19 protein-coding genes and 1 pseudogene are annotated in these 23,324 nt (G+C 61.8%); 7 read left to right on the top strand and 13 right to left on the bottom strand.

Annotated features, from left to right (window positions below):
* The 4 genes and pseudogenes from BFP99_RS04505 to BFP99_RS04490 all read right to left on the bottom strand — a co-directional run.
* Positions 1–186 (bottom strand): annotated as a pseudogene (locus tag BFP99_RS04505) (hypothetical protein); the annotation flags it as partial.
* 205 nt (positions 187–391) lie between these two features.
* The gene (locus tag BFP99_RS04500; RefSeq protein WP_065925805.1) at positions 392–2,740 is read right to left on the bottom strand and encodes an FdhF/YdeP family oxidoreductase; all 2,349 of its coding nucleotides are present in this window, start codon (positions 2,738–2,740) and stop codon (positions 392–394) included.
* On the bottom strand, positions 2,737–3,576 hold the full coding sequence (gene fdhD, locus BFP99_RS04495; RefSeq protein WP_065946706.1) for a formate dehydrogenase accessory sulfurtransferase FdhD: 840 nt from the start codon (positions 3,574–3,576) through the stop codon (positions 2,737–2,739). Before fdhD ends, BFP99_RS04500 begins: the two co-directional genes overlap by 4 nt.
* A 97-nt stretch (positions 3,577–3,673) precedes the next feature.
* Positions 3,674–4,561, bottom strand: a complete 888-nt coding sequence (locus tag BFP99_RS04490; RefSeq protein ID WP_065946705.1) for a LysR family transcriptional regulator — start codon at positions 4,559–4,561, stop codon at positions 3,674–3,676.
* A gap of 132 nt (positions 4,562–4,693) precedes the next feature.
* Between BFP99_RS04490 and lysM the strand changes: the two genes are divergently transcribed.
* The gene (gene lysM / locus BFP99_RS04485) at positions 4,694–5,134 is read left to right on the top strand and encodes a peptidoglycan-binding protein LysM (protein ID WP_065946704.1); all 441 of its coding nucleotides are present in this window, start codon (positions 4,694–4,696) and stop codon (positions 5,132–5,134) included.
* Between the two features lie 107 nt (positions 5,135–5,241).
* Here the strand turns inward: lysM and yrfG are convergent, their stop codons facing one another.
* Complete coding sequence (gene yrfG / locus BFP99_RS04480; RefSeq protein ID WP_065946703.1) at positions 5,242–5,904, bottom strand: GMP/IMP nucleotidase; 663 nt, start codon at positions 5,902–5,904, stop codon at positions 5,242–5,244.
* Between the two features lie 87 nt (positions 5,905–5,991).
* Between yrfG and nudE the strand changes: the two genes are divergently transcribed.
* Positions 5,992–6,558 (top strand): ADP compounds hydrolase NudE, encoded by a 567-nt coding sequence (gene nudE, locus BFP99_RS04475; protein ID WP_027605134.1) that lies wholly within the window; start codon positions 5,992–5,994, stop codon positions 6,556–6,558.
* Positions 6,555–7,391 (top strand): 3'(2'),5'-bisphosphate nucleotidase CysQ, encoded by an 837-nt coding sequence (gene cysQ / locus BFP99_RS04470; protein ID WP_027605133.1) that lies wholly within the window; start codon positions 6,555–6,557, stop codon positions 7,389–7,391. Before nudE ends, cysQ begins: the two co-directional genes overlap by 4 nt.
* 65 nt (positions 7,392–7,456) lie before the next feature.
* Here cysQ and BFP99_RS04465 read toward each other — a convergent pair whose 3' ends face one another.
* Genes BFP99_RS04465 through rfbB form a run of 7 tightly spaced genes read right to left on the bottom strand, consistent with a single transcriptional unit; the run spans position 7,457 to position 14,521 of the window.
* On the bottom strand, positions 7,457–7,912 hold the full coding sequence (locus BFP99_RS04465; protein WP_065925798.1) for a YiiD C-terminal domain-containing protein: 456 nt from the start codon (positions 7,910–7,912) through the stop codon (positions 7,457–7,459).
* Positions 7,913–7,938: 26 nt separating this feature from the next.
* Positions 7,939–9,315, bottom strand: coding sequence for a sigma-54-dependent transcriptional regulator (locus tag BFP99_RS04460; protein WP_065925797.1), 1,377 nt, complete (start codon positions 9,313–9,315; stop codon positions 7,939–7,941).
* Positions 9,312–11,120: a sensor histidine kinase gene (locus tag BFP99_RS04455; RefSeq protein WP_065946702.1), complete on the bottom strand. Its 1,809-nt coding sequence runs from the start codon at positions 11,118–11,120 to the stop codon at positions 9,312–9,314. Before BFP99_RS04455 ends, BFP99_RS04460 begins: the two co-directional genes overlap by 4 nt.
* A gap of 36 nt (positions 11,121–11,156) precedes the next feature.
* A complete protein-coding gene (gene rfbD, locus BFP99_RS04450; protein ID WP_065946701.1) occupies positions 11,157–12,026 on the bottom strand; it encodes a dTDP-4-dehydrorhamnose reductase in 870 nt (289 codons plus the stop codon).
* The gene (gene rfbC, locus BFP99_RS04445; protein WP_065925794.1) at positions 12,023–12,568 is read right to left on the bottom strand and encodes a dTDP-4-dehydrorhamnose 3,5-epimerase; all 546 of its coding nucleotides are present in this window, start codon (positions 12,566–12,568) and stop codon (positions 12,023–12,025) included. Before rfbC ends, rfbD begins: the two co-directional genes overlap by 4 nt.
* Entirely contained in the window at positions 12,549–13,442 is an 894-nt protein-coding gene (rfbA, locus tag BFP99_RS04440) for a glucose-1-phosphate thymidylyltransferase RfbA (protein WP_065925793.1), read from the bottom strand. Before rfbA ends, rfbC begins: the two co-directional genes overlap by 20 nt.
* Positions 13,439–14,521 carry a dTDP-glucose 4,6-dehydratase gene (rfbB, locus tag BFP99_RS04435; protein WP_065925792.1) on the bottom strand — a complete coding sequence of 361 codons (1,083 nt, stop codon included), beginning with the start codon at positions 14,519–14,521 and terminating at the stop codon, positions 13,439–13,441. Before rfbB ends, rfbA begins: the two co-directional genes overlap by 4 nt.
* A gap of 154 nt (positions 14,522–14,675) precedes the next feature.
* Here rfbB and BFP99_RS04430 point away from each other — a divergent pair, with 154 nt between their 5' ends.
* From BFP99_RS04430 to BFP99_RS04420, 3 genes are all read left to right on the top strand, one after another.
* The gene (locus tag BFP99_RS04430) at positions 14,676–17,576 is read left to right on the top strand and encodes an aminotransferase (RefSeq protein WP_065946700.1); all 2,901 of its coding nucleotides are present in this window, start codon (positions 14,676–14,678) and stop codon (positions 17,574–17,576) included.
* A gap of 121 nt (positions 17,577–17,697) precedes the next feature.
* A complete protein-coding gene (aguA, locus tag BFP99_RS04425) occupies positions 17,698–18,804 on the top strand; it encodes an agmatine deiminase (protein ID WP_065925790.1) in 1,107 nt (368 codons plus the stop codon).
* 234 nt (positions 18,805–19,038) lie between these two features.
* Complete coding sequence (locus tag BFP99_RS04420; RefSeq protein WP_065925789.1) at positions 19,039–19,254, top strand: hypothetical protein; 216 nt, start codon at positions 19,039–19,041, stop codon at positions 19,252–19,254.
* A 198-nt stretch (positions 19,255–19,452) separates the two neighbouring features.
* Here the strand turns inward: BFP99_RS04420 and BFP99_RS04415 are convergent, their stop codons facing one another.
* The gene (locus BFP99_RS04415; protein WP_065946699.1) at positions 19,453–21,540 is read right to left on the bottom strand and encodes a TonB-dependent receptor; all 2,088 of its coding nucleotides are present in this window, start codon (positions 21,538–21,540) and stop codon (positions 19,453–19,455) included.
* A 408-nt stretch (positions 21,541–21,948) separates the two neighbouring features.
* On the opposite strand from BFP99_RS04415, the gene BFP99_RS04410 reads away from it, so the two are divergent.
* Positions 21,949–23,265 (top strand): OprD family porin, encoded by a 1,317-nt coding sequence (locus BFP99_RS04410; RefSeq protein ID WP_027605121.1) that lies wholly within the window; start codon positions 21,949–21,951, stop codon positions 23,263–23,265.
* Positions 23,266–23,324: the final 59 nt, after the last annotated feature.

Raw genomic sequence — 23,324 nt, 5'->3', positions numbered from 1 at the left:
ACTACCGCCTGCGCCGCCCAGGGCCGCGCCGATGGTCGAACCGGTGTTGCCGCCCAACTGCTGGCCGACAACCGAGCCTAGAACCCCGCCCAATGCGCCGCCCACACCGGCTTCGGTGGTGCCACCGGCCATGGCTGCGCCACTGACCAGGCCAAGGGACAACAAGAGAATCGAGGAGAACTTCATAGAGAGACCTCAAGAGGATGACGGCGCGATCCTGAGGCTGTATTGACATGGTTACAATAGAAATCCGACCAGTAGCACGAGTTGTACACAATTCTCTAAGTTACTGTTTTAGCTCGGGAACTTAAGTGGTTTTTGCGAGTCTTTAGCTACTTCGGAACGGCCGCTTTTATGCAAAAGCGGCCTTTTTTGTGTCCGAAATGATCAGTCAGGCCGAACGCGCCGTGATCAGCCCATTGTCACTGGCAGCTTCCAAACGTATCGCCACGAACTTCGACGTCGGTGTATGGCTGCCATCCCCGGTGCTTTCCAGCGGCACCAACGGGTTCACTTCCGGGTAGTAAGCCGCAGCCTGCCCCGCCGGAATATCAAACGCCAGCAAGGTGAAGCCCTTCACCCGACGCTCGCGGCCGTCTTCCCACAACGACACGATGTCGGCTTTCTGCCCCGGCTTGAAGCCCAGGCGGATGATGTCGGCTTCGTTGACGAACAGCACGTCACGCTGGCCTTTGACCCCGCGATAGCGGTCGTCCAGGCCATAAATGGTGGTGTTGTACTGATCGTGGGAGCGCATCGATTGCATGATCAGGTCCGGCACGTGGCCCGTGGCATGGGTGCGCTCGTGGATCAGGTCCTTGGGCAGGATGTTCGGGCGGAAGTTGGCACGGCCCGAAGGCGTGTTCCAGCGTCGGGCACCGGCGGAGTTGCCCAGGTAGAAACCACCGGGGTGTTTCAGGCGTTCGTTGAAGTCCTTGAAGCCTGGGATGGTATCGGCGATCAGGTCGCGAATGCGGCTGTAATCGGCCACCAACCAGTTCCAGTCCACCGGTTTGCTGCCCAGGGTTGCGGCGGCGATGCCGGCGAGGATGGCCGGTTCCGATTTCATCAACTTCGACAGCGGCTGCAGTTGGCCGTTGGAGTCGTGGACCATGCTGAACGAGTCTTCCACCGTCACCGCTTGCGGACCTTCGGCCTGGATGTCGATGTCGGTGCGGCCCAGGCACGGCAGGATCAGCGCGTCCTTGCCGTGCATCAGGTGGCTGCGGTTGAGCTTGGTGCTGATCTGCACGGTCAGGTCGCAATTGCGCAGTGCTTCGAAGGTGCGCGGGCTGTCCGGCGTGGCTTGGGCGAAGTTGCCACCCAGGCCGATAAACACCTTGGAGCGACCTTCAAGCATGGCGTGGATCGCTTCCACCACGTTGTGCCCGTTGGTGCGCGGCACCTGGAACTGGAAGCGTCGCTCCAAGGCGTCGAGGAACGCCACCGGTGGGCGTTCGTTGATGCCCATGGTGCGGTCGCCCTGCACGTTGCTGTGGCCACGCACCGGGCACAGGCCGGCGCCGGGGCGGCCGATGTTGCCGCGCAGCAGCATCAGGTTGGCGATTTCCTGGATGGTCGGCACCGAGTGGCGGTGCTGGGTGATACCCATCGCCCAGCACATGATCACGTTCTTGCCCTTGGCGTACATGCGTGCCGCTTGCTCGATCTCGACCAGGGTCAGGCCGGACTGTTCGACGATTTCATCCCAGGAGGTGTCGTCGATCTGGCCCAGGTAATCCAGCACGTTGGCCGTGTGTTCATTGAGGAAGTCGTGGTCGAACACCGCTTCCTTGCCTTCGGCCTGAGCCTGGCGCTCCCACAGCAGCAGGAACTTGGCCATGCCGCGCAGGATCGCCATGTCGCCACCCAGGGCCGGGCGGAAGTACGCGGTGTTGGTCGGCTTGTCGCCGTTGGTGAGCATTTCCAGCGGATGCTGCGGATGCTGGAAGCGCTCCAGGCCGCGCTCCTTGAGGGGGTTGATGCACACCACCTGGGCACCGCGTTTGACCGCTTCACGCAGCGGTTCGAGCATGCGCGGGTGGTTGGTGCCGGGGTTCTGGCCCCAGACGAAAATCGCATCGGCATGTTCGAAGTCATCAAAGGTCACGGTGCCTTTGCCGACCCCCACGCTCTGCGCCAGGGCCACGCCGCTGGCCTCGTGGCACATGTTCGAGCAGTCCGGGAAGTTGTTGGTGCCGTAGGCGCGCACAAACAGCTGGTACAGGTACGCCGCTTCGTTACTGGCACGGCCCGAGGTGTAGAACTCGGCCATGTCCGGGCTGGGCAGGGCGTTGAGGTGCTTGCCGACCAGGTCGAAGGCCGCTTCCCAGCTGATGGGCTGGTAGCGATCGGTTTCGGCGTCGTAGCGCATGGGCTCGGTCAGGCGGCCTTGGTACTCGAGCCAATAGTCGCTTTGCTCCAGCAGCGCGGTGACGCTGTGCTTGGCGAAAAACGCTGCGTCAACGCGGCGCTTGGTGGCTTCCCAGTTGACCGCCTTGGCGCCGTTCTCGCAGAACTTGACCATGCCGCTTTCCGGCGAGTCGCCCCAGGCGCAGCCCGGGCAGTCGAAGCCGCCGTTCTGGTTGGTCTTGAGCATCATGCGCAGGTTTTTCAGCGCGTTGTCACTGGTCAACCACGCCTGTGCCACGCTGATCAGCGCGCCCCAGCCGCCAGCCGGGCCCTTGTAAGGCTTGTAGCGCGGGGTTGGGGTTTGGTCGGCTTGATGATGATTGCTCACGGCTGGTTCTCCATCGCAGGGCTGTAGACCCGCGGCGCACTTTTCTGCGGCAGGTGGATGAGATTGAGGTTATGCCGGCGAGCCCATTGCAGGGCCAGGCCGGTGGGCGACGACAGGCTGACCAGGGTCTGTATGCCCGCGCGCAGGACTTTCTGGATCAATTCGAGGCTGCAACGGCTGGTGACAATCGCCAGCCCGCCGTCGGTGGGGATCCGTTGGCGGATCAGCGCACCGATCAACTTGTCGAGGGCGTTGTGCCGGCCGATGTCTTCACGGCCCATCAGCAATTCGCCCTGGTTATTCATGAACACAGCCGCATGCACAGCGCCGCTGCACTGGCCCAAAGGCTGGAACGCGCTGATGCGCTGGCGCAGGCCGTCGAGCCATTCGGCAGGCGGCAAGGGCGCGCCGGGCAGCACTTGAAGGTCCGGCAGGGCCTGTTCAACGGCTTCCACTCCGCACAGGCCGCAGCCGCTGGTACCTGCCAGCTGGCGGCGCTGCTGCTTGAGGTTCCAGAACGCACGGCTGGAGATCTGCACCTGAGCGTATTGGGCCGAACCCGAACCGCTGAGTTTCAGATCATAAATATCGCTGACGTCGGCGATAATGCCGCTGCCGATGCTGAACCCGACAATAAAGTCTTCCAGGTCCGTGGGCGTGACCAGCATGACGGCCTGGCTGATGTCGTTATAGGCAATCGCCAACGCCACTTCTTCCGCCAAGGCGGTGCTGGTGACTTCAGTGTGCTCAAGGTTGCAAAACTGGTAGCTCTGGCTGGCGACGGGCGCGGACGTTTCCGGAGCAGGCGCCGCGCAGACTGGGCGCTTGGCGTTCATGGGGCAGTACCACCGGCGGATTGATCAGTGTTTAGACTAGGCGCGACAAAGCGTCGCGTCTAATTGCCAGTACTGATCTACCGATAGATGACGTCGATCAAGACTCTGTTTGCGATTTCTGAAACAGCGCGAAACACGCCTCTGCCAATGCCGAACGCGGTGCGCTGCGCCGCATGATCAGGCCCAGGCGCGCCAGGGTGTGGGCGTCTTCGATAGGTTGCAGGCGCAAATGTTCGGTGAGGGCGTCCAGACCGCCGTCCAGCGGCATGACGGCGCAGCACAGTCCGCCATGCACAGCTTGTAACAACTGATGGACGGCGTCGGTTTGTAACAGCGGCTGCGGGTGCAGGCCCCGGCTGTGGAAGTTGTGGTCGATGGACTGACGGAAGTGCATGCCACTGGTGAGCATGCCCAGGGGCAGTTCGATCAATGCCTCCCAGCTCAGCGGCTTGTCGCCAAAACTGAAATAGCGCTGGTCGTAGAGCAGGCCCATGCGGGTATCGCCGAGGGCCAGGGAATCGAAGCGCTCGTTGTCCAGGCGGTCGAGGTAGGACACGCCCAGGTCCAGGCGATTGCTCGCCAACTGTTCGAGGATCTGCTCGGAGCTGAGGGCCGAAAGCTCAAAGCGCAGGCTCGGATGCTCCTTGTGCAGTTGTTGCATCAACGCCAGCGGATCAAAGCTCGACAACGGCACCACACCCAGGCGCAACGTACCCACCAGGTTGCCACGGCAGGCGGCGGCTTCGGCCTGCAAGCCGTCATAGGCCGCCAGCACCGTGCGGGCCCAGGCCAGCACGCGCTCGCCGGGGGCGGTGAACCCTTCGAAACGCTGGCCGCGATTGACCAGCGGCAAGTCCAGCTCTTCTTCAAGGTTGCGCAGGCGCATCGACAGGGTTGGCTGGGTGATGTGGCAACGCGCCGCGGCCTGGCCGAAGTGACGGGTCTCGTCGAGGGCGATGAGGAATTTCAGCTGCTTGATGTCCATCTTCGCTCCAGGGCTTATTCCAATGGCGGGGGGATTCTAGCGCGTTTGCGTCTTTGGTCGGGCTGGAACCCAAGTCTGCCGGACTGGTCTAGTCTTGGGCATCTGGAAATCAACTACCAAGGAGAGCGCACTATGAGCATTTTCAGCTTTATCAAAGAAGCCGGCGAAAAGATTGTCGACCTGTTGACGCCGGGTAACGCCAATGCGAGTGAGCAGTTGAAGGAACACGTAGCGAAGGTGGGTCTGGGGAATCCGAATGTACAGACCACGGTAGAGGGCGACAAAGTGACCGTGACCGGTGAAGTCGCCACCCAGGAAGAGAAAGAGAAGATTCTGCTGGCGCTGGGTAACATCCAAGGCGTGGCCAGTGTGGATGACCAGATCACCGTAACCGGCCCGGCAGTGACCGCCGCCCGTTTCGTCGTGGTGAAAAAGGGTGACACCCTCAGCGCGATTTCCCTGACGGTGTACGGCAACGCCAACCTGTACAACAAGATCTTCGAGGCCAACAAGCCGCTGTTGTCCCATCCAGACAAGATTTACCCAGGGCAGACGCTGCGTATTCCTGAGTAATACACGGGCGAAAAGGTGGGAGGGGGCTTGCTCCCGATAGCTGAGTGTCAGTCGACATCAAGTTGACTGATCCACCGCTATCGGGAGCAAGCCCCCTCCCACATGGTTCAGAGCCCGGCAATGAGATCCCGGTAATCCTCGACCGCCGCAAATTCCCCGGTGTCCTTCGGCCCTTTTTGGCTGTCCGGCTCTTTCACCGCCAGTAAATGCCCCACGCCAAACGCCTGGGCACTGCGCAGGATCGGCAGGGTGTCGTCGATAAACAGGCTGCGAGCCGGATCGAACTGGATGTCAGCCTGCAAGGCATCCCAGAACTGCGGGTTTTCCTTGGCGAAGCCGTAGTCGTGGGAGCTGATCAATCGCTCGAAGTACGGCGCCAGTTCAATGCGCTCCAACTTCAGTGACAGCGAGTCACGGTGGGCATTGGTGATCAGGATCACGCGCTTGCCTGCCCGTTTGATCGCCGCCAGGAAGGTATCGGCATCCGGGCGCAGGGCGATCAGGTGGGCGGTTTCCAGCTTGAGTTCGCGCACCGGGATGTTCAGCTCCGCACTCCAGAAATCCAGGCAATACCATTGCAACTGTCCGGCGTTACGCTCGAACAGAGGCTGCAACTCCATTTCGGCCATGGCCCGGCTCACCCCGTGCAGCTCGGCGTAACGCTGGGGCAGGTGCTCCATCCAGAAGTGGTTGTCGTAATGCAGGTCGAGCAGGGTGCCGTCCATGTCCAGCAGGACGGTGTCGATGGCGTGCCAGGGCAAAGAGGGCATGGTGCGGTCTCATGTAAGTAAAGATATCCGACACAGACAATCGGAAAAGCCACGGTATAGTAACCCGATCACGCCAAGGAGCCGCTTATGCGCCAGAAACCCACCGTCCTCGCCCGCGAAATAGTCGCCAGTAGCCGTTTGTTCCGCGTGGAGGAAGTGCAATTGCGCTTTTCCAATGGCGTTGAACGGACCTACGAGCGCCTGGTGGGCCGCGGTGCCGGCTACGGCGCAGTGATGATCGTGGCGATGATCGACGAAGATCATGCGTTGCTGGTTGAAGAGTACTGCGGCGGTACCGATGAGTATGAGCTGTCCTTGCCCAAGGGCCTGATCGAACCCGGCGAAGACGTGCTGGCGGCAGCAGACCGTGAACTCAAGGAAGAAGCCGGCTACGGCGCACGGCAGTTGGAACACATTACCGAGCTGTCGTTGTCTCCTGGCTACATGAGCCAGAAAATCCAGGTGGTGCTCGCCACCGAACTCTATGAAGAACGCCTGGAAGGCGATGAGCCCGAGCCGATGCGTGTGGACCGGGTCAACCTGCGCGAGCTGTCGCAGCTTGCGCAAAACGAGCAGTTCAGCGAAGGCCGCGCCCTGGCGGCGTTGTACCTGGTACGAGATTTGTTGATTCAGCGTGGAGCGTTTACCCCATGAGCGAACTGTTTTTAGGCCACCCGTTTATCGCCCCTGTGATCGAGCTGGCCCGCCAGGCGGGTGAAGTGATCCTGCCGTACTGGCGCGCCGATGTGGCGGTGACCTCCAAGGCCGATGATTCGCCGGTCACGGCGGCCGACCTGGCCGCCCACCATCTGATTCTTGCGGGCCTAACCGCATTGGACCCGAGCATCCCTGTGCTGTCCGAAGAAGACGCCGACATCGACCAGAGCGTACGGGCCGGCTGGCAGCGCTGGTGGTTGGTGGACCCGCTGGATGGCACCAAGGAATTTATCGCCGGCAGCGAAGAATTCACCGTCAATATTGCCCTGGTCGAACAGGGTCGCGTGGTGTTCGGCGTGGTGTCCATGCCCACCAGTGGCCGTTGCTACTTCGGTGGAGCCGGCCTGGGGGCGTGGCGCTCCGATGTGAACGAAGCGCCCAGGCAGATCCAGGTGCGCGAGGCCCCAGCAGTGGGTGAGGCGTTTACCGTGGTCGCCAGCCGCCGGCATACCAGCCCCGAGCAAGAGCGTCTGCTGGACGGTTTGAGCGAAGGGTTGGGGGAGTTGAAACTGGCGAATATCGGCAGTTCGTTGAAGTTCTGCCTGTTGGCCGAGGGCAGTGCCGATTGCTACCCGCGGCTGGCGCCGACTTCGCAGTGGGATACGGCGGCGGCGCAGGGTGTATTGGAAGGGGCGGGCGGCGAGGTGCTGGAGTTGAGTGGCGAGCCGTTCAGCTATCCGGCGCGGGCGTCGTTGCTGAATCCGTTTTTCCTGGCGTTGCCGGCGAAGGCGGCGTGGCGTGAGCGGTTGCTGACCTTGGCCCGCTCTTAATACCTCAGCCGATCTAAATGTGGGAGGGGCGGTGCCCCTCCCACATTTGTTTTGTGTATTGGCTTCTAGCGGTGCAGGACGTATTGGCCGGTGAACGTAACGGCCCGCTCTTCACTGCCCTCATTCGCGATCCAGGTGTCCAACGCCAGCCGCGCCCGGCCATAGCGCTTGTAGGTCGCCAAAAAGCGCTTCCACACCTTCTCCTCCGGCGCCGCGCAAATGGCGGTCGCGTCGTGCGTCACCGGCAGCGGATAGCTGATCTGCCCTTCCTGAATCACGATATGCCCGTCTTCAATCCCTTCCTCGCGCAGTTGCAGGTGCATCCAGCCCCAACCCGCCAGCACCGCGCCGCAGTAGAGGCTGCCGCCGAACATGGTGCTCTTGTGGTTGATATTGGCTTGCAAAGGCAGGTGCAGCTGCAGTTGCCCGTCTTGCCAGTCGAGTACCTTGAGGCCCATTTCGCGGGTCAGGGGGATGTCGTGGTGGAGGATGGATTCCAGGTAACGGCTGTCACGGCTCATGGGGGCCTCTTGATGGGTGGGCAGGGTCATTCGTCGTCAGCACTTTGGTTGGCGAAGTTCAGGCCGTGCTTGCGCAGTTTGTCGTGCAGGGTCTTGCGCGGTACGCCGAGGGCTTCTGCGAGGCTGCGCATGGAGCTGTGGGGGCGGGTCAGTTCGGCGGCGATCAGGCTTTTTTCGAACTGCTCGACCTGTTCGCTCAAGCCGCCCGGCGTGGAAGTCAGCACGCTGCTGGCGGGATTGTCCGGGGTGCTGTCCAGCGCCAGCTCCAGGCCCAACGCAAAGCGCTCGGCGGCGTTCTGCAATTCGCGCACATTGCCCGGCCAGCTATGACGCAACAGCAGGGCACGCTGGCCCGGTTGCAGCTCGTGCAAAGGCAGGCCGTGGCGACTGCTGGCTTCGTCGGCGAAGTGCTGGAACAGCATCAACGCATCTTCACCGCGCTCGCGCAGTGGCGGAATACGCAACGGCGCGACGTTGAGGCGGTAGTACAAGTCGGCGCGGAAGCGGCCCTGGTCGGCGGCCTGGCGCAGGTCTTCCTTGGTGGCGGCGATGATGCGGATATCCAGCGGGATCAGCTGGTTGCCGCCGAGGCGCTCCACCACACGCTCCTGTAACAGGCGCAGCAGCTTGACCTGCACGTCCAGGCTCATGCTTTCGATTTCATCGAGGAACAACGTGCCGCCGTTGGCGAATTCGAATTTGCCGATGCGGCGTTTCTGCGCGCCGGTAAAGGCGCCGGGCTCATGGCCGAACAGTTCGCTCTCCACCACCGACTCGGCCAACGCCCCGGCATTGATCGCCACAAACGGCCCGCTGCGCCGGCTCGACAGGTCGTGCAGCGCGCGGGCCACCACTTCCTTGCCGGCGCCGGTTTCGCCGAGGATCAGCACATCCGCGCGGGTTGCTGCCAGGGCGCCGATCTGCTCGCGCAGGCGCAGCATCTGTGGCGAGTGCCCCACCAGGCGGGTGCTCAACTGCTGGCGGTCACTGAGGGCCAGGCGCAGGCTGCGGTTGTCGAGCACCAGTCGGCGCAGGGCCAGGGCGCGGCGCACGCTGTCGAGCAGGGCGTCGCTGGCGAAGGGTTTTTCGAGGAAGTCATAGGCCCCCGCGCGCATGGCCTGCACCGCCAGCGGCACGTCGCCGTGGCCGGTGATCAGCAGCACCGGCAGGTCCGGATCCTGGCCGTGCAGCTCGGCCAGCAGCTCCAGGCCGTCCATGCCGGGCATGCGGATGTCGCTGACCACCACGCCCGGCCAATCCCGCGACAGGCGCGCGGTGAGGCCGGTGGCTTCGCCCAGGGGCAGGACGTTCAGCCCGGCCAGGTCCAGGGTCTGGCACAGGGCCTGACGCAAGTGTGGATCATCGTCGATCAACACCACCTGAATCTGGTTATCGATACTCATACACTGCGGTCCTCGGACGGTTGCAGACTGACGCCCGGCGAGCCGGCGCGCAATTTCAAGGTTAACAGCGCGCCGCCTTCCTTGTGGTTGGCAAACAGCAGTTCGCCGCCAAAGGCACGCATCAGGGTTTCACAGATCGCCAGGCCCAGGCCCAAGCCCTGGGTGCGGGTCTTGGTGGTGTAGAACGGTTCGCTGGCGCGGCCCAGGGCTTCCATGCAAAAGCCTGGGCCATTGTCGCGAATGTACAGGTTGACGCCCTGGGCGGTGGTTTCGGCACTCAGCCACAGTTTGCGCGGCGGGCCTTTTTCGGTAAGGGCGTCGAGGGCGTTGGCCAGCAGGTTGCCCAGCACCTGGCGCAGGCGGGTTTCGCCGGCCTGCACCCACAGGGTCGCTTCCGGCAAATCGCGGATCAGTTCCACTTCCATCGAGCGCCGCCGCTTGGCCAGCAAGGCCAGCGCATCGTCCAGCGCCGGTTGCAGGGCCACGCTCTCCGGGGCATGGCGATCGCGCCGGGCGAAGGCGCGCAGGTGCGCGATGATCGAGGCCATGCGCCCGGTCAGTTCGCTGATCAGCTTGAGATTGCCCCGGGCATCGCTGGTGCGCTCGTGGTCGAGCAGGATCTCGGCGTTTTCCGCATAGCTGCGGATCGCCGCCAGGGGTTGATTGAGTTCGTGGCTGATACTTGCCGACATGGTGCCCAGCGCTGACAGCTTGCCGGCCTGCACCAAGTCATCCTGGGCGCGCACCAGTTCCTGCTGGGCGTGTTCGCGCTCCAGCACCTCCTGTTTGAGGCGACGGTTGAGGCCTTCCAGATCGCTGGTCCGTTCGACCACGCGCATCTCCAGCTCGCGGCGGGCCTTGGCTTCGAAGGCGATGCGTTCCAGGTAGTGGCGACGGCGCTGCATCAACAGGCCCAGCAGCAGCATCAACACCAGCAACGTGGCGCCGCCCACGGCGACCACCGTGCGCACCGGGCGGCTGATCAAGGATTGCGGTGCAAGGATCTCCACATTCCAGCCGGTCTCGGCAATGGCGGTGGATTGGCGCAGCCATGCGCTGTTGCTCAGGCTCAACGGTTGCGGGTCGCGCGTGGGGTAGGGCTGGATGGCGATGATGGCCTGGCGTTCTTCGACGGTCAGCGGCCTGGTGGCCCGGAAGCGCCATTGCGGGCGTGACGTGAGGATCACCACGCCGTTGTGGTCGGTGACCAATAGTTGTTCCGGGGTATTGCCCCACAGGCTTTCGGTGTGGTCCAGGTCGACCTTGACCACCAGTACGCCGATGATCGTGTCGCCATCGCGCACTGCGGCGGCGAAGAAATAGCCGCGCTTGGCCGAGGTGGTGCCCAGCCCGAAAAACCGCCCCAGGCGCCCGGCCATGGCTTCGCTGAAATAGGGCCGGAACGAGAAGTTGCGCCCGACGAAACTGTCCTGCTTGTCCCAATTGGACGCGGCGAGGGTCTTGCCGGTGGTGTCCATCAAATACATCACTTCCACCCCGGCCTGGGCGGCGACGTCCTTGAGCAGCAGGTTGGCGTTGACCAGGTTGGTACTGACCTGCGGTGCGTCCAGTGCCGTGCGCAAGGCCGGCAAGTCGCCGAGGATCTGCGGCAGCACTTCATAGCGATGCAGGGTGCCCAGCAGGTTGGCGACGTACAGGTCGAGGGTCTGGCGGTTTTGCCCGGCCAGTTCGCTGCGATAGTAACGCTCGGCCAAGTGCTCCAGCGGCCACAGCAACGGTGCCAGGCACAGGGCCAACAGGGCAAGGCTGCGCCAGCGGGGTCTTCGCGGAAGGGGTGGAGTCATGGGAGTCGTGCGCCTGTGGGTACAGGCGCATTATGCCTAGTGCTGCCCGGCAAGACACTCGCGCAATGCGTCTTGCCACAAGGGCTGGCTGACGTGCCATTGCTGGCGCAGGTGGCTGCAATCCAGACGTGAGTTCAGCGGGCGCCGGGCGGGGGTCGGGTAGGCGCTGGACGGGATCGCCTCCAGTTCGGCACAGGCGCGGCCACTGGCGCGCAGGTGCTCGCCGATTGCCTGGGCAAAGCCGAACCACGAGGTTTCACCCTCGGCGGTCAGGTGGTAGATGCCCCATTCCCCGGCCTTGCCCCCCTGCCAGCGTTCGATCAGGGCGCGCGTACTGGCGGCAATGGTCCCGGCCCACGTCGGCGCGCCGATCTGGTCGGCGACGATGCGCAGGTGGGGTTTTTCTTGCAGCAGGCGCTGCATGGTCAGCAGGAAGTTCTTGCCGTGGTTGGAGTAGACCCAGCTGGTGCGCAGGATCAGGTACTGGCCTCCCACTGCGGCAATCGCCTGTTCACCCGCCAGTTTGCTCTGGCCGTAGACGCCCAGGGGATTGGGTGTGTCAGCTTCGGTGTAGGGCCCAGGCTTGCTGCCGTCGAACACGTAGTCGGTGGAATAGTGGATCAACGGGCTGCCCAAGGCCTTGGCTTCCTCGGCGAGAATCCCGGGGGCGGTGGCGTTGATGGCGAAGGCGAGGTCCGCTTCGCTTTCGGCCTGATCCACTGCCGTGTGGGCGGCGGCGTTGATGATCAGGTCGGGGCGATGGACGCGCACCTGCTGGCGGATGTGCTCGGCGTCGGCCAGATCGAGTTGCTCGCGGCCAAGCACAATCAGTTCGCCCAGGCCTTGGAGCTGCTGTTGCAGTGCCTGGGAGACTTGGCCATGTTGGCCGGTAATCAGGATTTTCATGGGAATAGATCGGCGTCTTTCAGGCTTTTGCCGCTCTGGTCCTTGGAAGACAAGGTTGGAGGCCCCGTCAATTGCCAGTCGATATTGAGGTCCGGATCGTCCCAGCGGATGCAGCGCTCTGCAGAGGGTGTGTAGTAATCAGTCGTCTTGTAGAGGAATTCTGCGTAGTCGCTGAGCACCACAAAACCATGGGCGAACCCCGGAGGAATCCACAGTTGGCGACTGTTTTCGGTCGATAGCCGAACGCTGGCCCATTTGCCAAATGCAGGTGAGCTCTGACGTATATCCACTGCGACGTCTAACACCTCACCGGCAGTCACTCGCACCAATTTGCCCTGAGCGTGTTCCACTTGGTAATGCAGGCCGCGCAACACGCCTCTTTGTGAGCGCGAGTGGTTGTCCTGAACAAACTCTTGCTGCAGCCCGGTTGCTTGCGCAAAGTCCCGGGCATTGAAACTCTCGTAGAAAAAACCGCGTTCATCGCCAAAAACCTTCGGCTCGATGATCAATACCCCGGGCAACTCAGTGGCGGATACATTCATATGGATTATCCCCTGCGAGGGTGAACAAGTATTGACCGTAGCCGGTCTTGCCAAAATATTTGGCCCGCTCCAGCAAGTATTCACGGTCAATCCAGCGGTTCTGGTAAGCAATTTCTTCCAGGCAGGCTACTTTCAGGCCCTGGCGATGCTCGATGGTCTGCACGTAGAGCGAAGCTTCCAACAGGCTGTCGTGGGTGCCTGTATCGAGCCAAGCGAAGCCGCGCCCAAAACGTTCCACATGCAGGTCGCCGCGCTTGAGATAGGCGTTGTTGACGTCGGTAATCTCAAGCTCGCCACGATGTGAAGGTTTCACGGCTTTGGCGATCTCGATCACGTCGTTGTCGTAGAAGTAAAGGCCGGTTACGGCATAGGGGGACTTTGGCTTCAGTGGTTTCTCTTCAATCGACAGGGCGCGACCATCCTTGTCGAAGTCGATCACGCCAAATCGTTCTGGGTCTTTTACCCAATAACCAAATACCGTCGCGCCGGAAGGACGCCTGGCTGCAGTCCGCAACTGTTCGCCGAAATATTGGCCGTGGAAAATGTTGTCACCCAGGATCAGGCATACCGGGTCATTACCGATAAATTCTTCGCCAATGATAAATGCCTGGGCCAAGCCATCCGGCGACGGCTGCTCGGCATAGGTGAAGCGCACGCCGAACTGGCTGCCATCGCCCAGCAAGTTACGATACTGCGGCAAGTCCACCGGCGTGGAAATCACGAGGATGTCTTTGATTCCCGCCAGCATCAGCACCGAGATCGGGTAATAGATCATCGGCTTGTCATACACTGGCAGCAGCTGCTTGGACACGCCCAGGGTAATGGGGTGCAAGCGAGTGCCTGAGCCTCCTGCCAATACGATTCCCTTCATCATGCAATCAGATCCTTCATGTCGGTGTTGCCCAATCGTTCACCCTGATAACTGCCGTCCTGTACCCGGCGGCACCATTCCAGGTTGTCGAGGTACCACTGTACGGTCTTGCGCAGGCCGGTCTCGAACGTTTCTTCCGGGACCCAGCCCAGTTCGCGTTCGATCTTGCTGGCGTCGATTGCATAGCGCTGATCGTGGCCCGGTCGATCTTTGACGAACGTGATCAGGTCGGCAAATTTTTCCACACCGGCCGGACGTTGCGGTGCCAATTCTTCCAGCAGGCCGCAGATGCCTCGTACCACGTCGATGTTTTTTTGCTCATTGTGGCCGCCGATATTGTAGGTCTCGCCGACCACACCTTCAGTTACCACTTTCAGAAGTGCGCGGGCATGGTCCTCGACGAACAGCCAGTCGCGCACCTGCAAACCATTACCATAGACCGGTAATGGCTTGCCCGCGAGCGCGTTGAGGATGACCAGCGGGATCAACTTCTCGGGGAAGTGGAAAGGGCCGTAGTTGTTCGAACAATTGGTCAGCAATACCGGCAGGCCGTAGGTGCGCTGCCAGGCACGCACCAGGTGGTCGGACGCCGCTTTGCTCGCGGAGTAAGGTGAACTGGGCGCGTAAGGCGTGGTTTCGGTGAAAAGATCGTCAACGCCGTGCAGGTCGCCGTACACCTCATCGGTGGAGATGTGATGGAAACGGAAAGCGCTCTTGGAGGGCTCCGCCAGCGTGTGCCAGTACGCGCGGGTGGCCTCCAGCAGGCTGTAGGTGCCGACGATATTGGTCTGGATAAAATCCGACGGCCCGTCAATCGAACGATCGACATGGGATTCTGCAGCCAAGTGCATGATTGCCTGTGGCTCGAAGCGCGTCAGCACGGCGCTGACGCTGGCCTGGTCAATGATATCGGCCTGTACGAACTCATAGCGGCTGTTGGACGCAATGCTGTTCAGTGATTCCAGATTGCCGGCATAGGTAAGTTTGTCCAGGTTGAGCACTTCGTGTTCGGTGTTTTGGATCAGATGGCGGATCAGGGCGGAGCCGATAAATCCAGCGCCGCCGGTGATGAGAATGCGCATGTCGGAGGGCCTTTTCCTTAGACGGACATTAAGCGGAATGAAGCATAGCTTGAGTTGTGCGGAAGATAGGCGCAAGCGCGGTATGCGTAGGGGGGTTGCCTAACTCACCTGAACAATGGCGATATACACCCCTGAAAAAAACGAGGCCACGCCCATGCTGCTTGCTACGTTGATCCATCGCGCCAATCTACCCTGCCCGCAAGTAGGCCCCGACCAGGCAGCGCAATTGCTCGAGCAGCACTACGGCCTCACGGGCACCCTGCAATCACTGGGCAGCCAGCAAGACCTCAATTACAAAGTCGACAGCACTCGCGGCCGGTTTGTTCTGAAGATCTGCCGGGGCGACTATGCGGCGATTGAGCTGCAGGCCCAGCACGCGGCCCTCGACACCCTGCAGGCCGTGCGGGTGCCCAAGGTCATCAAGGCCCTGAGCGGTGAAGAGCTGTTGAGCGTGACGGTCGATGGCCAGCCCCTGCACCTGCGGCTGCTGGACTATATCGACGGCCAGCCGTTGACCCATCTGCCCCATTTGGGGCGCGACGTGATCGCAGGCTTCGGCGACCTGTGCGGGCGCATGAGCCTGGCGCTGGCGGATTTCTCCCACCCTGGATTGGACCGTACCCTGCAATGGGACCCGCGCCATGCCCGGGAACTGATCACCCATCTGTTGGCCACCCTGGAAAACCTGCCCCACCGCGCCGCGCTGGAACAGGTGGCCGAGCAGGTTGAACAGCGCATTCGCCCCCTGGCCGACCGCCTGCCCTGGCAAGCGGTGCACATGGACATCACCGATGACAACGTGGTGTGGCAGCGCGATGCGCAACGGCACTGGCAACTGCAAGGCGTCATCGATTTCGGCGACCTGGTGCACACCTGGCGGATTGCCGACCTGTCGGTGACCTGCGCGGCCCTGTTGCACCATGCCGAGGGCGACCCGTTTGCCATCCTGCCGGCGGTCCGGGCCTGCCATGCCGTGACCCCACTGCAGCGCGAGGAGTTGCAGGCGTTGTGGCCGCTGATCGTCGCCCGTGCGGCAGTGTTGGTATTAAGCAGCGAACAGCAGCAGCGCCTGGATCCGGACAACACTTACCTGTTGAAAAACGCCGAACACGAGTGGGAAATTTTCCATGTGGCGTCGTCGGTGCCGTTTGAGCTGATGGAGGCTGCGATTCTCGGCAGTGTCGGTGAGACGCTGTCGTCGATTGCCAGCCAGGACTTCGCGCCGTTGCTACCGGGCCTGGTGGGGCGTGAGTTCGCGCTGATCGACCTGGGGGTGCTCAGCCCGCATTTCGAAGCCGGCAATTGGGAACTGCCCGGCATTGATCGGCAGTTGCTGGATCAGGCGGCGGCCGTGCATGGGCTGGCGGCAAGTCGTTATGGCCAATATCGGCTGTCGCGCACCTGCCCGGACAGTGCCACCGAACCGCAGACTTTCCCCCTCCACGTAGAGCTGCATCTGCCCCATGGCACGGTGTTGGAGGCGCCTTTTGCCGGAACGCTGCATCAGGACGCCGATGGCCTTGTGAGCGTGCAAGGGGTGGAGCTGAGCGTGCGGTTGTGGGGCGTGGACACCCGGTTGAAGCACGGTTCATTGCTGGTGGAGGGGCAGGTTCTCGGTGAGGTCCATGGGCCGCTGACCGTGCAACTGTGCCGTGCCGACCTCGAACCGCCGCTGTTTTGTACACCGTCCCGGGCCTTGGCCTGGCAAGCCTTGTGCCCCTCGCCCGCGGCATTACTGGGACTGGCCTGCGATGCCGAACCGGAACTCGACCCCCACGCCCTGCTGGCCCGGCGTGACGCCAGTTTTGCCCGCTCGCAGAAGCACTATTACGTCGACCCTCCACGCATCGAGCGCGGCTGGCGCAACCACCTGATCGATATGCAGGGCCGCTCCTACCTGGACATGCTCAATAACGTTGCCGTACTGGGTCACGGCCACCCGCGCATGGCGGCGGTCGCGGCGCGGCAATGGTCGCTGCTCAATACCAACTCGCGGTTTCACTATGCCGCCATTGCCGAGTTTTCCGAGCGCTTGCTGGCGCTGGCGCCGGCGGGCATGGATCGGGTGTTCCTGGTCAACAGCGGCACCGAGGCCAACGACCTGGCCATCCGCCTGGCCTGGGCCTACAGCGGTGGGCGCGACATGCTCAGTGTGCTGGAGGCCTATCACGGCTGGTCGGTGGCGGCGGATGCGGTGTCCACCTCGATTGCGGACAATCCCCAGGCCTTGAGCAGCCGCCCGGAGTGGGTCCACCCGGTTACCGCGCCGAACACCTATCGTGGTGAATTCCGCGGGCAGGACAGTGCGCCGGACTACGTACGAAGCGTGGAACATAACCTGGCGAAAATCGCTGCGAGCAAGCGCCAACTGGCCGGGTTTATCTGTGAACCGGTGTACGGCAACGCCGGCGGCATCTCCCTGCCGCCGGGTTACTTGCAGCAGGTGTACGGGTTGGTGCGTGCCCAAGGCGGCGTGTGCATCGCCGATGAAGTGCAGGTCGGCTACGGCCGCATGGGGCACTTTTTCTGGGGCTTCGAAGAGCAGGGCGTGGTGCCCGACATCATCACCATGGCCAAGGGCATGGGCAACGGTCAGCCACTTGGCGCGGTGATCACCCGTCGCGAGATCGCCGAGGCATTGGAGGCCGAGGGGTATTTCTTCTCGTCGTCGGGGGGCAGCCCGGTGAGTTGCCGGATCGGCATGGCGGTGCTGGATGTGATGGAAGAAGAAAAGCTGTGGGAAAACGCCCAGGTGGTCGGCGGGCATTTCAAGGCCCGGCTGGAAGCGCTGATCGACCGTCATCCCCTGGTGGGCGCGGTTCACGGTTCCGGTTTCTATCTGGGCCTGGAGTTGGTGCGTGACCGGCAAACCCTGGAGCCCGCCACCGAAGAGACCACCCTGTTGTGTGATCGCTTGCGGGAGTTGGGGGTTTTCATGCAGCCGACTGGCGATTATTTGAACATCCTCAAGATCAAGCCGCCGATGGTGACCTCCAAACGTAGCGTGGACTTCTTTGTCGACATGCTGTCGAAGGTGCTGGATGAGCAACTGTAAATAATCGATTGTTATCGGTGATTAGCTGTCATATTTTTCATCTAGGCTGTCTGTTCGCTTTTAAAGCCGATTTTTATCCGTTATAAAGTCGGCCTTTACCCCATTCGGAGTCCTGATCGCCATGACCACCCTGCACAGCACCCCCCGCGCCGATGGCTTCCACATGCCCGCCGAATGGGCGCCACAGACCCAAACCTGGATGGTGTGGCCCGAGCGCCCGGACAACTGGCGCCTGGGCGGCAAGCCCGCGCAGGCCGCTCACGTGGCCGTGGCCAAGGCCATCGCACGTTTTGAGCCGGTGACCGTTGCGGTTTCCGCCGGCCAGTACGAAAACGCCCGCGCCCGCCTGGACGTGCCGAATATCCGTGTGGTGGAAATGTCCAGCGATGACGCCTGGGTGCGCGATACCGGCCCGACGTTCGTGATCAACGACCGTGGCGAAGTGCGCGGCGTGAACTGGGATTTCAACGCCTGGGGCGGTTTTGACGGTGGCCTGTATTCGCCGTGGAACCGCGACTCGCAGGTGGGCGGCAAGATCCTCGAAATCGAGCGCGCGCCGCGTTACCGCACAGAGGGTTTCGTGCTGGAAGGCGGCTCGATCCACGTCGACGGCGAAGGCACCCTGATCACCACCGAAGAGTGCCTGCTCAATCGCAACCGTAATCCGCACCTCGACCGTGCCGAAATCGAAGCGGTGCTCAGCGCCAACCTGGCTGTGGATAAGATCATCTGGCTGCCGGACGGCCTGTTCAACGACGAAACCGACGGTCATGTGGATAACTTCTGCTGCTACGTGCGCCCGGGCGAAGTATTGCTGGCCTGGACCGACGACCCGCAAGACCCGAACTACGGACGTTGCCACGCCGCCATGGCCGTCCTGCAAAGCAGCACCGACGCCCAGGGGCGCTCGTTCACAGTGCATAAAATGCCGATCCCGGGGCCGTTGTATGCCACTGAGGAAGAGTGCGCAGGGGTCGACCCGGTGGACGGCACACAGGAACGCAATCCGACCGTGCGGTTGGCGGGTTCCTACGTCAACTTCCTGATCGTCAACGGCGGCATCATCGCGCCAAGTTTCGACGACCCGTTGGACGCTGAAGCCAAGGCTATCCTGCAGAACCTGTTCCCGCAGCACGAAGTGGTGATGGTGCCGGGCCGTGAACTGTTACTGGGTGGCGGTAATATCCATTGCCTGACCCAACAACAGCCTGCCCCGCATAAAAACTGAGTGCGGTTGTAACAACGCCTTTCCGGCAGCCGGGCGCTCCTCGGTGTCGGCCCCTACAGCAAGCCCGCGGCCCATCACGGTCGTGGGCTTTTTTGTGTCCGCCCACCTATAAACACGCGACATTGGCATAGCTCTTGTATCGGTGTTGCCCCAGTGTCCCAGGGTGATGACCGCACAGTTCTGTCATAAACCTTGAGTAAGTTAGCCGCTCACGCAGCAGGAGAGAGCGCCGAAATGAATGCCAATATCAACCCGATGTACACGCGCACCTTCCACCCTTCGCGGGTTGACGGTGACGCGATCCATGCGCTGGGGCTCTGGTTGAAGGAAAACGGCTCGCGACAAGTCAGGCAGCAGCCGGATTTGCGCAGTGTGATGAGTGAACGCTACCCGGTGGGGTTGTTCAGCGAGGATGAAATGCACGCGTTGTGCGAGTTGATTGAAAACTGAACAATCACCACTGATGTCGTAGATACCGTCTATCCAACACCGCGTAAATCCGTAGCTGCTGCCGAGCACAAGCGAGGCTGCGTCGGCCGCGACTCGAGATTGAATCGGCTGCGCGCCCTACGCAGCCTCGCTTGCGCTCGGCAGCTGCTACGGGGTTTGTGTGGTGTTGCTTGAGACGACCTCTACGGGTTTATCGGGTTAGAAGCTGTAGGTGCCTGTCACCACCAGGTTACGCGGATCGCCCGGCTGAATCTGCGCCACACTGGTCGCCGATTCGTAGTAGGTCTTGTCGGCGATGTTGTTCAGCGCCGCGCGCACATCCCATTCTTTCTGCCGGAACCCGACCAACGCATCCCAACTGCCATAACCCGGCAGCACCACGGTGTTGAGGCTGTCGGCGTAGCGGTCGCCGACCAGGGTCAAACCGGTTTCCGCGTACCAGCCCATCTCCGGTTTCCAGGTGACAAACAGGCTTGCATTGCGCTTGGCCACGTCGCTGACGCGCTTGCCTTCAAAGCCGTTGTTGTCCTTCTCGACCTTGGCATCCTGCAGGCCGACACCACCGCGTACAGACCAGTTGCCGACGATCTTGCCGGTGGCTGTCAGCTCCACGCCGCGCGAGCGCTGCAGGCCGCTGAGCAGGGTAATGGTGCGGTCCAGCGGGTCGCTGGTGCGGCGGTTGTAGAGTTCCAGTTCGTACACCGCCAGGGTGGTGCTCAGGCGATCATCGAGCCAGTCGCTTTTTACGCCGATCTCTTTTTGCTTGGTCAGCTCGGGGCTCAGGTCGTTGACGCTGCCGGCGGCGTTCGGGGTGATGCCAATCAGGCCGCCACCGGCCGGTGAGAAGGTCTTGCTCCACGAGGCATAGAACGAGTGGTGTTCCAGGGGCGTCCACACCAGGCCAAAGCGCGGGCTGGTGCTGTGGCTTTTGACGTCTTGTTGGGTATTGAGCAGTTTGTTTTTGGTGTCCACTTCGAAACGGTCGTAACGCAGGCCGGCCAGCACTTGCCACTGGTCGTTCAGGCGCAGTTGGTCTTGCACATACAGGGCGCGGCTTTCGACTTCGGTGTGGTTGTTACTCGATACGCTCATGCGCCCGGTGTGGCTCAGGCGACGGTTGGGCTGGTTGAGGTCCAGGGCTGGCACGGCCTGGCCACCGCGGTTCACAGCAGTGGCGGTGTACAGCTTTGGATCGCGGCGCTGGCTGCCCAGCTCCACGCCGGTGAGCAGGCGGTGTTCCAGGCCGAAGGTGTTGAAGCCTCCTTCCAGCTCGACGTTGTTGAAGACGTTGAGGGTGGTCAGGTCTTGCTGCCAGCGTTGGCGCGTCACCCGATTGGTCGCGGCGCTATAGCCGGTCTGGTAAGTGTTGTCGAAATCGCTGTCGAGCTTGAACACGCCGAGGGTCTGGCGCAGTTGCCAGTTGTCGTTGAGTTCGTAGGCCAGCTTGGAGCGCAGGGACTGGGTCTTGTCGTCGATGTAATCGCGGCTGTCGCCGTAGGTGGTGCTGCGACTGACGTCGGCGGGGCGGCCGTTTACGCCGGGGATGCCGCGATCCGGCGTGCGGTTGTAGCGGCTGTATTCGTATTGCACCAGCCAATTGAGATCCGGGGTGAGCTGCCAGCTCATGGACGGCGCGAACAGTTGGCGATTGCCGCTGACGCCGTCGCGGAAGCTGTTGTTGTCCTGGTTGCCCATGTTCAGACGCAGGCTGATGTTGTCGGTGGGGTCGGTGCTCAGGTCGGCATACACACTGCGCAAATCGTTGCTGCCGCCCTGGGCCTCGATGCTCGACTTGCGCCCGGCCGTTGGCAGTTTGCTCACGCGGTTGACGATCCCGCCCTGGCCGCCTCGCCCGTAAAGCACGGCTGCCGGGCCTTTGAGCACTTCGATGCGCTCGATGTTGTGCAGGTCGCGCACGTACTGGCTGTCGTCGCGAATGCCATCGAGGTAGAAGTCGTTGCTCGCGTCGAAACCACGGATGCGCAGACTGTCGAAGCGCGTGTCGGCGCCGCTGCTGACGTTGGGGATGCCGCTCAAGGCCTGGCCCAGGTCGTTGGTGCCGTAGGCGCGCAGGCTTTCGGTCTTCACCGAGTCGATGGCCTGGGGCACATACCGTACCGGTGTGGCGGTGCGGGTCGCGGTGCTGGTTTCCTTGACGCGCGGGTCGTCTTCGTCAGCTTCGGCGCTGATCGAGGTTTCGGGCAAGGTGGTGGCCGCACAGGCAAAACCGGCAGACAGCAGAACAGAAAGCCCAAGGGTCATGGGCATCAGGCGAAGGGCAGGCATGGTGGAATGCATCCAAAGGGTTTGGCAGGAAAAAGCACGCTAATGGTAATGCTTTGCATTTGCGCGCGTTATCCATTACCAAACGTATCGGCTTTGAAATATGTTACGAGATGTGTTTCATGGGTCGTTAAAGACAGAATCTGGTCGTTTTCAGAAAGGCAGTAGGCCTTTGCTTAGAATTATTTCGCCTAAATACAGACGATTCACGAAATTGACACATAGTTCAACGCGCGACTAGGATTGCGCCCAACGCCTGTGGCTAACAGCCATGACTCATCCAATAAGAAAAGGCCCGCGGCATGTTCAGTCGTCCGCGGGCCTTCTTTTTTCGGAAAAGTCGACACCAGAAAAGCGACATGGAGCCTGGTGTCATCGCGCGTACTCAACCCGTAATAAGGAATACAAAAAATGTTGAAGCAACGGATGAGTCTGATCGCTCTGGGGATTTTGAGCGCATCGACAGCAATGGCAAACGACCAGGAGCAATCCAAGGGTTTTGTTGAAGACAGCCACCTGAACATCGCGGCCCGTAACGCCTACATCAGCCGCGACTACAAAAACGGCAAGCAAGACAAAGCCGAATGGGGCCAAGGCTTCATCGGCAAGTTCGAGTCCGGCTTCACCCAAGGCACTGTCGGTGTGGGTGTGGACGTGATCGGCCAATATGCTATCCGTCTGGACGGTGGCCAAGGTCGCGCCGGCGCGGGGGGGATCGACTTCTTCAAGCAGGGTAATGGCACCACTAACCCAGATGGCTCGGCAAACCCTGGCTCGGCACCACACGACCTGGCCAAAGGCGGCGCAGCGGTCAAGTTCCGCGTCTCCAACACGGTGCTCAAGTACGGTGATCAGTTCCCTAACGTTCCGGTCCTGGCCTACGACAACTCCCGTCTGCTGTCCGAAACGTTCACGGGTACGTCGATCGTCTCCAAAGAGATCGCCGGCCTGCAACTCGACGCCGGTCACTTCACCAAGGAAGCTCGCAAGAGCGCCGAAGGTACCGACAGCGGCCGTCTGAAAAGCATCGACTACGTCGGTGGCAGCTACAAATTCACCGAAAACCTGTCGGCCGCGCTGTACGCCTCCGACATGCAAGACGTGCTGAAGAAGCAATACGTCAACGTCAACTACGTGCTGGCCCTGCCAGAGAAACAGTCGCTGACCTTTGACTTCAATGGCTACAAGACCAAGCTGGACAAGAGCTTCGCCCTGGAAAACCAAGGCAGCGAAGACGCTCGCGACAACAAGATCTGGAGCCTGGGCGCCACATGGGCTGTCGGCCCGCACAGCTTCACCGTCGCTCACCAGCGCAGCACGGGCGACACCGGCTACCTGTACGGCGGCTACCGCAACGCTGGCGGCATCGGCGACGGCGGCAACACCATCCTGCTGGCCAACTCCTACTGGTCCGACTTCAACGGCAAGGACGAGCGCTCCTGGCAGGCCGGCTACGGCCTGGACTTCAGCACCTTCGGCGTGCCTGGCCTGACCTACAACGTGGCCTACGTGCGCGGCACCAACATTGACGACGGTTCCAACCGTGGCAATGGCACCGAGCGCGAGATCTTCAACCAGTTCAAATACGTCGTGCAGAGCGGCCCGGCCAAAGACCTGAGCCTGCGTGCTCGTGCGTCCTGGTTGCGCGTTTCCAGCAATGCCGACAAGTACAACGTAGGCGGTAACGAAATCCGTCTGTTCGCCGACTACCCGATCAACGTTTTCTAAGTGATCACACGTCGCGCCTGATTCCAGGCGATAAAAAACCCCGACTGGTTCGGGGTTTT

The organism is Pseudomonas sp. 1 R 17 (genome assembly GCF_900067035.1).
In the GTDB taxonomy this organism is placed as follows: domain Bacteria; phylum Pseudomonadota; class Gammaproteobacteria; order Pseudomonadales; family Pseudomonadaceae; genus Aquipseudomonas; species Aquipseudomonas marginalis.
Note: the sequence above shows the minus strand (reverse complement) of the source record. Positions and strands in the feature narration are given on the sequence as shown.

Coding starts and splice junctions, on each gene's coding strand:
- fdhD (WP_065946706.1), bottom strand. CDS start 3,576: ATGAACGCCAAGCGCCCAGTCTGCGCGGCGCCTGCTCCGGAAACGTCC.
- BFP99_RS04490 (WP_065946705.1), bottom strand. CDS start 4,561: ATGGACATCAAGCAGCTGAAATTCCTCATCGCCCTCGACGAGACCCGT.
- lysM (WP_065946704.1), top strand. CDS start 4,694: ATGAGCATTTTCAGCTTTATCAAAGAAGCCGGCGAAAAGATTGTCGAC.
- yrfG (WP_065946703.1), bottom strand. CDS start 5,904: ATGCCCTCTTTGCCCTGGCACGCCATCGACACCGTCCTGCTGGACATG.
- nudE (WP_027605134.1), top strand. CDS start 5,992: ATGCGCCAGAAACCCACCGTCCTCGCCCGCGAAATAGTCGCCAGTAGC.
- cysQ (WP_027605133.1), top strand. CDS start 6,555: ATGAGCGAACTGTTTTTAGGCCACCCGTTTATCGCCCCTGTGATCGAG.
- BFP99_RS04465 (WP_065925798.1), bottom strand. CDS start 7,912: ATGAGCCGTGACAGCCGTTACCTGGAATCCATCCTCCACCACGACATC.
- BFP99_RS04460 (WP_065925797.1), bottom strand. CDS start 9,315: ATGAGTATCGATAACCAGATTCAGGTGGTGTTGATCGACGATGATCCA.
- BFP99_RS04455 (WP_065946702.1), bottom strand. CDS start 11,120: ATGACTCCACCCCTTCCGCGAAGACCCCGCTGGCGCAGCCTTGCCCTG.
- rfbD (WP_065946701.1), bottom strand. CDS start 12,026: ATGAAAATCCTGATTACCGGCCAACATGGCCAAGTCTCCCAGGCACTG.
- rfbC (WP_065925794.1), bottom strand. CDS start 12,568: ATGAATGTATCCGCCACTGAGTTGCCCGGGGTATTGATCATCGAGCCG.
- rfbA (WP_065925793.1), bottom strand. CDS start 13,442: ATGATGAAGGGAATCGTATTGGCAGGAGGCTCAGGCACTCGCTTGCAC.
- rfbB (WP_065925792.1), bottom strand. CDS start 14,521: ATGCGCATTCTCATCACCGGCGGCGCTGGATTTATCGGCTCCGCCCTG.
- BFP99_RS04430 (WP_065946700.1), top strand. CDS start 14,676: ATGCTGCTTGCTACGTTGATCCATCGCGCCAATCTACCCTGCCCGCAA.
- aguA (WP_065925790.1), top strand. CDS start 17,698: ATGACCACCCTGCACAGCACCCCCCGCGCCGATGGCTTCCACATGCCC.
- BFP99_RS04420 (WP_065925789.1), top strand. CDS start 19,039: ATGAATGCCAATATCAACCCGATGTACACGCGCACCTTCCACCCTTCG.
- BFP99_RS04415 (WP_065946699.1), bottom strand. CDS start 21,540: ATGCCTGCCCTTCGCCTGATGCCCATGACCCTTGGGCTTTCTGTTCTG.
- BFP99_RS04410 (WP_027605121.1), top strand. CDS start 21,949: ATGTTGAAGCAACGGATGAGTCTGATCGCTCTGGGGATTTTGAGCGCA.